Here is an 11,920-nt window from a genome sequence, read left to right on the forward strand (position 1 = left end):
AGCGCAGACCTCAACTGTCCACATGGACATGCGGCCGCCGCGCCACCTCCGGCTCGGCGCGGCGCAGCACCTCGCGGGTCACCGGCGCCACTTCACCCTCGCCGATGAACAGGAAGCGCAGCAGATTCACCACCGGATTGCCTTCGGTCCATTCGAAATACACGTGCGGGATCACGCCGGTGCGGTCTCGAATGGCCAACAGAATCGCGGCGATGCAGTTGGGGATGGCCGCACTGTCGACCCGCAAGATGCGGTAGCCGTGATCCTCGCAGCCACGAACGTGCATGGCCGTGCTGAATTCGGAGGCGTCGAGGATGTGCACTTCGAGAAACAGGATCGGGTCGCCGTCGGGGATATGGCTCTCCAACCGCTGGATGCGGTCCTTGGCGCGGTACTCGACCGCGGTCTGCACCGCATCATCGTGCGTGACGATTCGAATGGTTCCCGAACCCGCCGCATCGTCGATGAAGGCGGCGGCCCGCTCGTCAAAATCGATTTCGATTGCCCGCAATTCGAATGCGCGGGCAAGGCGGGAAACGAAGGACACCGTGAGGATCGAGACGATGAAGAACGCCGCGACCTGCACGCCCTCGGGTCGCTCGATGATGTTGGCGACAGTGGTGTACACGAAAATTGCGGCAACCACACCGAAAAGCACAGCGCGCGAGCGCTGGCGGTGCCGGGCCGCTGAGAGCATCACCGCAATAGCGGCAGAGGTGATCAGTACCAGGACTCCGGTCGCGTAGGCCGCTCCCTGCGAGTCCACATCGGCGTTGAAGTACCAGGTGATCCCGAAGGCGATGGCCGAAAAGACCAGCACGAGCGGTCGCACGTATCGCGCCCACTCCGGCGCCATCCCGTATCGCGGCAGGTAGCGCGGCACCAGATTCAGCAGTCCGGCCATGGCCGATGCTCCCGCGAACCACAAGATCGCGATGGTGCTGACGTCGTAGACGGTGCCGAAGGCATTGCCGAGATATTCGTGGGCGAGGTAGGCCAGCGCGCGGCCGTTTGCCGGACCACCGGACTGGAATGCCTTCTCCGGGATCAGCACGATCGTGATGAAACTGGTGACAATCAAGAACGCGCTCATGATGAGCGCTGAGGTGGTGAGCAACTTGCGCGCGCCATGGATTCGGCCCGTGGGACGCGACTCGGAATCCCCCTCAGCGCCATTGATCTGCGGCATCACCGCTACGCCGGTCTCGAACCCGGACAGGCCGAGCGCGAGCTTCGGGAACACCAGCAACGAGATGGCGATCATCATCCATGGACTGCCATGCTGGGCAGTCATCGCATGACCCCAGTCGCCCACGAGGTGCGGGTGGGTCAGCACATGCTGCAAGCCGACGACGACCACCACGAAGTTCAGCACGAGGAACGCGCCGACAAGGGCCACGGCAATGCCGATCGCCTCGGTGAACCCGCGCAGGAACACAGCGGCCAGCAGACCGAGGAGGACGAGCGTCACTATCAGGTTGCGGTCGTGCAGCGCCGCCGGCGCGAAGGGGTTCTCGATCAAGTGAGCCGCGCCATCGGCCGCGGACAGCGTCATCGTGATGATGAAGTCCGTGGCCGCGAAGCCGAGCAACACGAGCACGAACAGCTTGCCGCTCCAACGCGGAAGCAACCGCGCCAGCATGGCGATCGATCCCTCACCGTGCGGGCTTTCCCGCGCCACCCGTCGATACACCGGGAGCGCGCCGAGCAGGGTCAGCGCCACGAGCACGAGCGTCGCCATCGGCGAAAGCACGCCAGCAGCCAGCGCTGCTATCCCCGGCTGGTAACCCAGCGTGGAGAAGTAATCGACACCCGTCAGACACATCACCTTCCACCACGGGTGCTTGTGCTCCGCCTTCTTGGCAACCCGGTACGGCCCCTGGTGCCGCGCCGGCTCCTCGGCGACGTCGGCGAACATCCAGGTCCGTATCGCCCTGGTTTGGGTAGCTATCGCCACAAACCCTCGTTTCCTCGGTGCCTCAGATGGCTGATACTGCCACCAGCCACATCAGCGTGGCGTTGTTTCGGGGCGCGCAAGACTACTCCGAGACCGGCCCAGCGCGAGCGACTGCCTGTACCTGCCGGGTACCGAATGCCGCAAATGCGACAGCGGTATCGACAGTGACGACGGCGTCCCAGTCCGCGACCACGCAGCTGCGAGTGTGCACTCCCATGCGGTCGGCAATCGCGGTAGCGCGTCTGCAAGCATCGGCCGTTCCGTCCACGAGCGCACCTGCCGCCGCGAGTGCGGCAAGGTCGGCCGCGGATTGTGCCCGATGCCGAGCCGCCACCACGGCGCCGAACTGGACGACCAAGACGGTCACCGCAAGCAGTCCCAGCATGGCGAGCGCCGCGAAAACCGTTGCGAACCCGGCGTCGTCACGGCCTTTCACGACGGATCAGCCTCCGGTTCCAGAGCCGACACCGCCTGCGCTCCGATCTCCAACCCCGGCAACAGCGGCAACGACATGCGAACTGTCGCAACGACCGTGTTGCCCTCCGTACGCACGGTGACCCGCGCACCCCGCGGACCAACCGACCCGACGGCGGCAGTGGCGTCGGAGCCCGCGCCACGCGCCGCGAGCCGCGCCGCCTCGCGGGCGGCGTCGACACAACGGATGTGCGTCGTCACCGCAAGCACAGCGGCCACGCAGAACACCACCACGACAACTATTGACGTGAGCGCTATGGCGGCCTCCACCGTCACCGCGCCGGTCTCCTCGACCAGACCGCTTGCTACACAGACGTATTCAGCGCCTTGTCGATGATCCGGGTCAACGCTCCGACTATCGAGTCGCCGGTGACGACCGTATAAAGAACGGCTCCGAAAGCGGCAGCCGCGATTGTGCCGATTGCGTACTCGGCCGTCGACATACCTTCGTCGGCGACCGTCGCCAGCCACAACCTCGCTGTCAGCGTGCGAAATCGAGTCTCCACGTACGATTCTCCTTTCGTTTGCCGACGCGGCTCCTCCGCGTCGGACGTTCACAGCAGCCCGCCGTGGAGCAAACCACCAGCGAGGCCTACCACCACGGGAACGATTCCCAGGCAGACGAATGCGGGCAGAAAACACAGCCCGAGCGGACCACTGACGAGAACGCCGGCGCGTTCCGCCCGCGACACCGCTTCGTCTTCGGCCAACGCACGCTGGCTAACGGCGAGCTCGTGCAGTGCGGACGCCAACGCCGCGCCCGACAATGCCGACCGGCGAGCCAAACGGGCCAGCGATGCCAACGCGGGGTCGTCATTCGATTCTCCCCATGCGGCAACGGGTTCGGCGCCGAGAGCGAGCATGTCACCGGCCCGGCACAGCAAGGTCGCTAGCGGGTGAGGTGCCGAATCCGCGACGGCCACAGCGGCTTTCGCCATTGGAAGCCCGGCGTGCAGGCAGGCCGCGAGCAGATCGAATGCGCTGGCAACCGCCAGCGGGCCCGGCGACGCCTTCACCGATCCTGAGGTCGATTCGCTCACCGAGGTGTCGCCTGCTATCCGGGCCAGCGGGTTGGACAGCGGAACGGCCACGAGTGCCGCAGCGAGCAGCACAGCCGCGAGCCCGGTCACTGCACGACCCGCTTGATCAGCTGGTCCGTCCACAACAACCCGATGCAGGCGAGCGCGGTTCCGGCAAAGAGCAGGACGGCACCGATTCCGCCGCCGAACAGCACCGCCAACGGCGCTGCGCCCATGAGTTGCCCGAGTGCCACGCCGAGCGCCGGAAGCCCAGCGAGCACAGTGGCAGTGGCACGTGCGCCGGCCAGACCGGACTCCACCCGAGAGCGGAATCGCACGCGCGCGGACAGGTCCGCGCGGGCCGCGTCGAGTAGGTCAGCCAGTGCGAGCCCATGCGTTTCGGCCAGCCGCCAGGCATTGGCGATGGCGCTCAATTCAGTGTTGACCGGGCCGTGCGGGTTTTGGACCAGCGCATCCGCGCCGTGACCGCCCAGCTTGCTGCGCGCGCCCGCAGCTGCGAGTACTTGCGCAGTTTGGCCGCTACATTCCGCCGCGGCCGTCGAGCAGGCGACGGCTGGATGCGCTCCCACCCGCAGTTCCGCGACGATGATCTCGATCCCGTCGCTGAGTTCGCGGCGCGCTCGGGCTTGAATGCGATCTTGACGCATCCGGCGTAGTCGAAGTCGGGCAGTCAGCAGCACCGCAGCAAGCGCAGCCGCCGTCCATGTGCCCTGCCAGAGCGCAAGGGCCGCACAGGCAATGACTCCGCACGCCCCAGCGTCGCGCCGCGGCATCCAGATCTTGCGGGGTGGCCGCGGAAATATTGTTCTGAAGCGCTTGCGAGCGGAACCTGCGGGGAGGATTGCGAGCGCGGCGGCTAATACGCAAAGTGACCAGCTCATCGTGCCTCCAGTGTCTTGCGGGACACCCGCACCCGGTCGGCACCGATGAACGCACGATTCTCGTTCATCGTGCCTCCAGTGTCTTGCGGGACACCCGCACCCGGTCGGCACCGATGAACGCACGATTCTCGTTCATCGTGCCTCCAGTAACTGCTTCAGCCTCGCCGTCCCACAGCACTCCCCACCATCAGCGCGCCATGCCGATACGACCACCACGGTCCCGTCCTTCTTGCGCTGCAAGACCCCGATCTGCGTCAGCTGCCGAGTGCCGTCCCGACGGCGAACAACGTGCAGGATCACCTGCACTGCCGCGGCCAATTGGCTGTGCAGCGCGGCTCGATCCATCCCGCCCAGCGCCGCAAGCGCTTCCAACCGTGCAGGCACTTCGCCGGGCGAATTGGCGTGCACGGTTCCGGCCCCGCCGTCGTGGCCGGTGTTGAGTGCCGTCAGCATGTCCACGACCTCCGGGCCGCGGACCTCGCCGACCACGATGCGGTCCGGACGCATTCGAAGCGCCTGCCGAACCAGATCGCGCAGGGTGATCTCGCCGACCCGCTCGACGTTTGCCCCACGCGCGACCAACCGAACGACGTGTTGATGCGTCGGCGCCAACTCGGGCGCATCCTCCACGCACACGATGCGCTCAGCCGGATCCACCTCGGCCAACAGCGCACCGAGCACCGTCGTCTTTCCCGCGCCGGTTCCGCCCGTGACCAGAAACGCCAATCGGCACTGCACGATTCGTCGCACGAGTTCGGCCGCTTCGGCGTTAATCGAGCCCGCCGCGATCAGCTGGTCCAATCCGAGCGTCGCAGGCCGCAGCACGCGCAACGACAAACACGTGCCGCCATGCGCGACGGGCGCCAGCACCGCGTGTAGGCGCACCCCAATCCCGTTGCCAGCGTTGGCCAGCTGACCGTCGACCCAGGGCTGCGCGTCGTCGAGGCGTCGCCCTGCTGTCAGCGCGAGTCGCTGCGCCAGGCGGCGCACCGCCGCCTCGTCGGTGAAAGTCACTGCGGCGCGCTCTAATCCGGCGCCGGCATCCACCCAGACTTGATCGGGCGCGTTAACCAGGACATCGGACACGGCTGGGTCTGCGAGTAGTGTCTCCAGTGGGCCGGCACCGGTCAATTCCGTTTGCAGTAACCGCAAGGCGCGCAAGAGGTCAGTGTCCCCAAGCACTCCACCGGCTTCCGCACGGATGGCCGCCGCCACCGATGCGAAACTCGGTTCAGTCGCGTCCTGTGCCAACCGATTCCGGACTCGATCGAGCAATTCCGCGGTCACGATGGTGCTTTTCATGCGGCCCATGCCTTATTGGTCGTCCGACTCTCGATGAGGTCGAGCACCCGCTCGGCGGCACGCCACAGTGGCGACCGGGTTCGGATCCGCAGACCGCCGCTATCGAGCGCGGTCGCCAGCCCCGGCTGTGGGCGCATCGCAGCGAGCATCGGCAGCCGCAAAGTCTCGGCCACGGCCTGCGCACCCAGCCCGCCGGGGGACGGACCGCGGACCACCACTCCGGCATTCGCGCTGGCCTCGCGGACCCACGCCGCCGTGGCCTGTGCAGCAGCAACGGCACGAAGCTCGGCCGGCACGACAATCACGGCGAGGTCGGCCGCTTCGGCGATCGCTCGCGCGGACTTGTCGCCGTGGCGGGGCACATCGCACACCATGAAATCGCCCGCGACATGTCCGGCGTCGAGCACCGCCTGCGCGGCCTCCGGAGTCGGTTGCGTCACGGATCCGGTGCGCGCGCACGCCAGGACCGAGAGCGCGCGTCCGCATCGAGGCAACACCGCATGTAGCGCACTGGAAGTGACTCGACCACCTTCGAGGACGAGGCCCGGCCACCGCGGGCCCGGACGGTCTTCCAGTCCGAGCAGTAGGTCGATTCCGCCGCCGTTTCGGTCACCATCGAGCAGCAGGATCCGTTGACGGCTCGCACGCGCATCCGCAGCCAACGCCAACGCCGCCGCGAAAACCGAGCTTCCCGCGCCGCCCCGCCCGCCGGTGACCGCCACCGCGAAGCCGTCGCCCGCGCTGGATTCCGGTGCAGCGCTGAGAACCTGGACGAGGGCCACTTCCTGTTCGGGCATTTCGAGCACTGCTGTCGCGCCGACGGAGGTCGCGATCTGCCACACCGATACGTCGGCCGGGCCGGAACAGACCAGCACGACTCCCGGCCGCCGAGGTTGGCCGGCGTCGATGCAGCCCTTGGCCGCATCGGCGTCGAGAACAATCAACGGCGAGCGATTCCAGGTCAGCCGGTCCACTCGCCCATTCGGCTCCTCGAGCCGACAGTCGGCGGCCGCCGCGGCACGTCGAACATCCTCTGCCAGTACGGAACTACTGATAACGCTGAGCGCGGAAGCGGAGGTCGGGTCGTTGTCCATACGTGCCAGACTGCCGCCGTTCAGGAGCAGATTTCGGCGGGCACCAATAAATGTGGACAACTTCGCGGCTGTGGATGGATTCCTGGACGGCAGTACCAGTTATCGGCAAAAATCAGCACACATAGAGAACGGCCCCAGCCAGGGGGGAGGAGGCTGGGGCCGTCGGGTTCAGCCCCGGGGGGTCGGGCTGAACGCGCCTGGATCTCGTCCAGGTGTGCTCAATAGTACACCTGGACGATCTGATGTTTGCAAGTTCAACATTTGGCGTGCCGCGGTGTTTTTTTCCATCCGTGCAGGGCTTGGTGCAGCGACGATGCCTATCCTGGCAGTCGTGCCGGAATCGACCGCAGCCCAGCATCCGAGCAGTCCACCGCCCAGTAAGCCGAGGCGAATCGCAGCGTTCTTCGACCTCGACAAGACGGTCATCGCCAAGTCGAGTGCGCTCGCCTTCAGCAAGCAGTTCTTCGACCAAGGCCTGATCACCCGGCGCACCGTGCTCCAAAGCAGCTATGCCCAGTTCCTGTTGCTGCTTTCCGGCGCCGACCACGATCAGATGGAGCGCATGCGCGCTTACTTGGCCAGCATGTGCACCGGCTGGGACGTCGAGCAGGTGCGGTCCATCGTTGCCGAGGCCCTGCACGATGTCGTGGACCCGCTGATCTACGCCGAGGCCGCCGACCTGATCGCCGATCACCAGATTCGCGGCCACGACGTGGTGATCGTGTCCGCTTCCGGCGAGGAGGTCGTGGAACCGATCGCCGAGGCGTTGGGCGCCACCCACACGGCGGCAACGCGGATGTCGGTCGCCGACGGCAAATACACCGGCGAGATCGACTTCTACTGCTACGGCGAGGGAAAGGTCGCCGCCATGCTAGATCTCGCCGACCGGGAAGGCTACGACCTAGCGGAATGCTTTGCCTATTCGGACTCCATTACCGACGTGCCGATGCTCAACGCTGTCGGCCACCCGACCGCAGTTAATCCGGATCGCGCGCTGCGCCGGGAAGCCATCGCGAACGGGTGGCCGGTCCTGACGTTCTCAAATCCGGTTTCGCTGCGCGCCCGCCTCCCGGCGCCCTCGTCCACGACTGTCGCCGCCACCGCTGCCGTGGGCCTGAGCGCGCTCGCGGCGGGTGCGCTCACCTATGGACTGCTTCGGCGAAAACGCTGAACTACGAACAAACGTTCCTCTTGATGTGGGCCGAGTCACGGGGTAAAAATGACTTACGGATGAACGGAAGGCCAGGATCGCCACCGGAAGAGAAGGGACGATCTCCCGACCGGGATTCCCAGCACGGGCACCAGGCACCCACGCGAAGCATAAGCCACTATAAGGGCAAAAGTGTTGTGGGCCTGCGTGATTCGGATGTTCGTTGGTGAGGGCCTCGCGCAGGTCGCGGGGATGACCCACCGAGATCCGAACCCCACGCCGAGGCCAGTCACACAACCCACTTTGCACGCTTGGTAACCAGGTAGTCCGTGCTAGCGGGCGGCGAAGTCGATCAGTCGGCAGCGCCGCCCGCTTCGCATGTTCACGGCAGTTTGACTGTGCCGCAGGCTGATTCACCCACCGGCCGAGTCTGCGATGGATGTCGCCTCGCGCGCGCCGGATTCGAATGCCCTGCAGCACAAGATCACCCATTCGCCCAGCGCATTCGCAGATCCATCGGCAAATCCGGCGGCCGCGGCGGCGTAGCGCTCTCGGTTCCCCAGCCACCCCACCTCGGGAACACCGAGATTGTGCACATCGAGTCCGCTGGCGACCGCTACCAATCTGGATGCGGCCCGCGCCACCACACCGTCGGCCTGCCCGAACGGCTGCAGCGCCAGAATTTCGCCGTGCACCACAGCCGCCACGACCGGTGCGGGGGCGGCCGATCCGCCGGTCACTATTTGAGCCAGCAGGTCCAGACGCGGCCCGATCCCGGATTCGCTGCGGGGTCGGCCCAATTCGGACTGATCGGAAACCAGATCGGCCGCCGCAAGCAGATGCAGCCGCGCCAACGCCTGCAGCGGCGCCCGCCGCCAGGTGCCCACCATGTTGGTCAGCGCGTCACCATCCAGCGCTTGCCCGACGCGAAGCGCGCCCGCCAGGATCGGATCGCTGACCCGACCATCACTGGGCAACTCGGTGCTGCCGCCGGAAAGCGCCGCCGACGCCCGCGCCGCCCGGACGGCCGCCTCGGCCGCCGTCACCGGCCAGCCGCGCCGATTGGCTTTGTGCCGGTGCACCAGTGCCAGCGCCTCGCGAGCGCGTTCGGCGGCTTCGGCGACACCGGGCAGTTCGACGATCGGCTGCAATGGGTCACTCACAACGGAAAACGTACCCAACCGCACCGACCGTCGACCGCAGTGACCTGGCGGAATGCAACCCCCATGCAACCCACCTGCGACCACGATCACATCGGCTACCCTCGCAATCGCGAGGATCTCACCGATAGACCTGCCCAAAACTTGCCCGAGCACCAGCACGGAAGAGGCCACTAGCGATGACCGGCACCAGCACCGAACCCGCCGACAACATGCCCGCCACTTACCCGCCGAGCGCCGATTTTGCGGCGACCGCGAACGCCGGCGAGGAGTTGTACGAGCAGGCCAATGCCGACCGGTTGGGGTTCTGGGCTGAGCAGGCTTCCCGGTTGCACTGGAGCAAGCCGTGGAGTTCGGTGCTGGACTGGCCGGGCAACGCGCCCGACAGCGATTACGTGGCGAAGTGGTTTGTGGACGGTGAACTCAATGTCGCCTACAACTGCGTCGACCGGCATGTCGAGGAGGGCCACGGTGACCAGATAGCCATCTACTGGGAAGGCGAGCCGGGCGACTCGCGCGAAATCACCTACGCCCAGTTGCGTGCCGAGGTGTGCCAGGCGGCCAACTACCTCACCGAACTCGGACTGCGCAGCGGTGACCGGGTGGCTATCTATATGCCGATGGTGCCCGAAGCGATCGTCGCGATGCTCGCCTGCGCCCGGCTCGGGCTGACCCATAGCGTCGTTTTCGCCGGCTTCTCACCGGCCGCGCTGCGCCAGCGCGTCGATGACGCGAACGCCAAGCTGGTCATCACCACCGACGGCCAGTGGCGCCGCGGCAAGGCCGCGCCGCTCAAGGACGGTGTCGACGAGGCACTGTCGCAGCCGGGTCACAGCGTCGAGCACGTGATGGTGGTGCGGCGCTGCGGCAACGACGTCCCGTGGACCGACGGCCGCGACCTGTGGTGGCACGACACGGTGGCCAAGGCGTCAGATGAGCACTCCTGCACCGGTTTTGACGCTGAGCATCCGCTGTTCATCCTGTACACGTCGGGCACGACGGGTAAGCCCAAGGGGATCGTGCACACCTCTGGTGGATACCTGACCCAGACCGCCTACACCCACCACTACGTCTTCGACCACAAGCCCGGGGTGGACGTCTACTGGTGCACCGCGGACATCGGCTGGGTGACCGGGCATTCCTACATCGTCTACGGCCCGTTGGCCAATCGGGCGACGCAGGTGGTGTACGAGGGGACTCCGAACTTCCCCGACGAGCACCGGCATTGGAACATCATCGAGAAGTACAAGGTCAGCATCTACTACACCGCGCCGACTCTGGTACGCACGTTCATGAAGTGGGGACATCAGATCCCTGCCTCGCACGACCTGTCCTCGATTCGGGTGCTCGGCAGCGTCGGGGAGCCGATCAATCCGGAGGCGTGGCGCTGGTACCGCAAGCACATCGGCGCCGATTCCGCGCCGATCGTGGACACGTGGTGGCAGACCGAGACCGGCGCCATCATGATGTCGCCGCTGCCCGGGGTCACCGCCGCCAAGCCGGGCGCGGCGATGGCTGCGCTGCCCGGCATTTCGGCCAAGATCGTCGACGAGGAGGGCAACGAGTTCGAGCGCGGCGGTACCGAAGCGAACGGCTACCTGGTGCTCGACGAGCCCTGGCCGGCGATGCTGCGCGGCATTTGGGGCAACCCGCAGCGCTACAAGGAAACGTACTGGGACAAGTACTCGGCCCAAGGCTGGTACTTCGCCGGCGACGGCGCCCGCTACGACGAAGACGGCGACATGTGGGTGCTCGGCCGCGTCGATGACGTGATGAACGTGTCCGGTCACCGGATTTCGACGTCCGAGGTGGAGTCCGCGCTTGTCGGGCACCACAAGGTCGCCGAAGCCGCCGTGGTCGGTGCCAGCGACGAAACCACCGGGCAGGGCATCGTCGCTTTTGTCATCCTCAAGTCCAGCGCGGGTGAGGCCGCCGACAGCCTCGTCAACGAGCTGAAGGCGCACGTCTCACGCGACATCAGCCCGATCGCGAAACCCCGTGAAATCCACATCGTGCCCGAACTGCCCAAGACCCGCAGCGGCAAGATCATGCGCCGATTGCTGCGCGATGTGGCCGAGGGCCGCGAACTCGGCGACACCTCCACACTGGTCGACCCGAAGGTGTTCGAAGCCATCAGCGCGGCGAAGTGAGGCCGTGATTGCGTCTTTAGTCGCGTGGCCGGTCGGATCGGCGTTACTGTTGCGACGCAACCGCGTACACGAGCAGCGCAGGGCTACCCGCTAACAGGAACGGTCCGACGCGATATCGTCGCGCCGGACGGCAAGGGCAGGAATCGAGCTACCGGAGGGTCTGGCAAGTGAGCATTCGCAACAACGGCGCAAACCGCGCAGGCGGCCGACACGCCGCCCCGGACAACGGCAGCGGTCGCACGATCACGTCGATTCCGCTGACCGACGTCGATGTTCATGCTCCCGGCACCGCCAGCATCGGCACCCTTGTCAAAGACGCCACCACCCAGATGTCGACGCTGTTTCGCGCCGAGGTCGAGCTCGCCAAGGCCGAGATCACCGGCGAGGTCAAGAAGGGCGTGCAGGGCAGCATTTTCTTCATCCTCGCTCTGACGGTGTTGCTGTTCAGCTCGTTCTTCTTTTTCTTCTTCATTGCGGAATTGCTCGACGTGTGGCTGCCACGCTGGCTGGCGTTCCTCATCGTCTTCCTGATCATGGTGGGCGTCACCATCCTGTTTGCCCTGCTCGGCTACCTGCGGGTGCGCAAGCTGCGGGCACCGGCCAAGACCATCGATTCGCTCAAGCAGGCCAAGTCCGTGCTGCCGGGCGGCGGCAACGGCGCAGCGGAGCTGTCGGGCCGGCATGCCCATGACGCCATCGAGCGCTAGCTTCG

Annotated in this window: 12 protein-coding genes; 3 read left to right on the forward strand and 9 right to left on the reverse strand. The window is 66.2% G+C overall.

Annotated features, from left to right (window positions below):
- Positions 1–10: 10 nt before the first annotated feature.
- The 8 genes from FOS14_RS05930 to ssd all read right to left on the reverse strand — a co-directional run bounded on the left by FOS14_RS05930 (position 11) and on the right by ssd (position 6,748).
- Positions 11–1,918: an amino acid transporter gene (locus FOS14_RS05930; RefSeq protein WP_143769614.1), complete on the reverse strand. Its 1,908-nt coding sequence runs from the start codon at positions 1,916–1,918 to the stop codon at positions 11–13.
- A gap of 121 nt (positions 1,919–2,039) precedes the next feature.
- Positions 2,040–2,393 carry an Rv3654c family TadE-like protein gene (locus FOS14_RS05935; protein ID WP_143769377.1) on the reverse strand — a complete coding sequence of 118 codons (354 nt, stop codon included), beginning with the start codon at positions 2,391–2,393 and terminating at the stop codon, positions 2,040–2,042.
- Positions 2,390–2,707 carry a TadE family type IV pilus minor pilin gene (locus FOS14_RS05940; RefSeq protein WP_255450102.1) on the reverse strand — a complete coding sequence of 106 codons (318 nt, stop codon included), beginning with the start codon at positions 2,705–2,707 and terminating at the stop codon, positions 2,390–2,392. Before FOS14_RS05940 ends, FOS14_RS05935 begins: the two co-directional genes overlap by 4 nt.
- Before the next feature lie 29 nt (positions 2,708–2,736).
- On the reverse strand, positions 2,737–2,937 hold the full coding sequence (locus tag FOS14_RS05945; RefSeq protein WP_143769378.1) for a DUF4244 domain-containing protein: 201 nt from the start codon (positions 2,935–2,937) through the stop codon (positions 2,737–2,739).
- Between the two features lie 48 nt (positions 2,938–2,985).
- Positions 2,986–3,561, reverse strand: coding sequence for a type II secretion system F family protein (locus FOS14_RS05950; RefSeq protein WP_143769379.1), 576 nt, complete (start codon positions 3,559–3,561; stop codon positions 2,986–2,988).
- On the reverse strand, positions 3,558–4,244 hold the full coding sequence (locus FOS14_RS05955; protein WP_370512181.1) for a type II secretion system F family protein: 687 nt from the start codon (positions 4,242–4,244) through the stop codon (positions 3,558–3,560). The genes FOS14_RS05950 and FOS14_RS05955 overlap by 4 nt, the downstream gene beginning before the upstream one ends.
- Positions 4,245–4,484: 240 nt before the next feature.
- Positions 4,485–5,663 carry a TadA family conjugal transfer-associated ATPase gene (locus tag FOS14_RS05960; RefSeq protein WP_143769381.1) on the reverse strand — a complete coding sequence of 393 codons (1,179 nt, stop codon included), beginning with the start codon at positions 5,661–5,663 and terminating at the stop codon, positions 4,485–4,487.
- The gene (gene ssd / locus FOS14_RS05965; RefSeq protein WP_143769382.1) at positions 5,651–6,748 is read right to left on the reverse strand and encodes a septum site-determining protein Ssd; all 1,098 of its coding nucleotides are present in this window, start codon (positions 6,746–6,748) and stop codon (positions 5,651–5,653) included. The genes FOS14_RS05960 and ssd overlap by 13 nt, the downstream gene beginning before the upstream one ends.
- Positions 6,749–7,061: 313 nt before the next feature.
- Between ssd and FOS14_RS05970 the strand changes: the two genes are divergently transcribed.
- Positions 7,062–7,919: an HAD family phosphatase gene (locus FOS14_RS05970; protein ID WP_143769383.1), complete on the forward strand. Its 858-nt coding sequence runs from the start codon at positions 7,062–7,064 to the stop codon at positions 7,917–7,919.
- 392 nt (positions 7,920–8,311) lie between these two features.
- On the opposite strand, the gene FOS14_RS05975 is transcribed toward FOS14_RS05970, so the two are convergent.
- On the reverse strand, positions 8,312–9,061 hold the full coding sequence (locus tag FOS14_RS05975; RefSeq protein ID WP_143769384.1) for an oxidoreductase: 750 nt from the start codon (positions 9,059–9,061) through the stop codon (positions 8,312–8,314).
- Positions 9,062–9,237: 176 nt separating this feature from the next.
- Here FOS14_RS05975 and acs point away from each other — a divergent pair, with 176 nt between their 5' ends.
- Positions 9,238–11,208 carry an acetate--CoA ligase gene (gene acs, locus FOS14_RS05980; RefSeq protein WP_143769385.1) on the forward strand — a complete coding sequence of 657 codons (1,971 nt, stop codon included), beginning with the start codon at positions 9,238–9,240 and terminating at the stop codon, positions 11,206–11,208.
- Between the two features lie 242 nt (positions 11,209–11,450).
- On the forward strand, positions 11,451–11,915 hold the full coding sequence (locus FOS14_RS05985) for a phage holin family protein (protein WP_255450137.1): 465 nt from the start codon (positions 11,451–11,453) through the stop codon (positions 11,913–11,915).
- Positions 11,916–11,920 lie beyond the last annotated feature (5 nt).

Source organism: Skermania sp. ID1734 (genome assembly GCF_007489285.1).
GTDB lineage: Bacteria > Actinomycetota > Actinomycetes > Mycobacteriales > Mycobacteriaceae > ID1734.

Bases quoted from the DNA above. Each gene is read 5' to 3' on its own strand.
- ssd (WP_143769382.1), bottom strand. From the start codon at position 6,748: ATGGACAACGACCCGACCTCCGCTTCCGCGCTCAGCGTTATCAGTAGT.
- FOS14_RS05970 (WP_143769383.1), top strand. From the start codon at position 7,062: ATGCCTATCCTGGCAGTCGTGCCGGAATCGACCGCAGCCCAGCATCCG.
- FOS14_RS05930 (WP_143769614.1), bottom strand. From the start codon at position 1,918: ATGTTCGCCGACGTCGCCGAGGAGCCGGCGCGGCACCAGGGGCCGTAC.
- FOS14_RS05955 (WP_370512181.1), bottom strand. From the start codon at position 4,244: ATGCCGCGGCGCGACGCTGGGGCGTGCGGAGTCATTGCCTGTGCGGCC.
- FOS14_RS05960 (WP_143769381.1), bottom strand. From the start codon at position 5,663: ATGGGCCGCATGAAAAGCACCATCGTGACCGCGGAATTGCTCGATCGA.
- acs (WP_143769385.1), top strand. From the start codon at position 9,238: ATGACCGGCACCAGCACCGAACCCGCCGACAACATGCCCGCCACTTAC.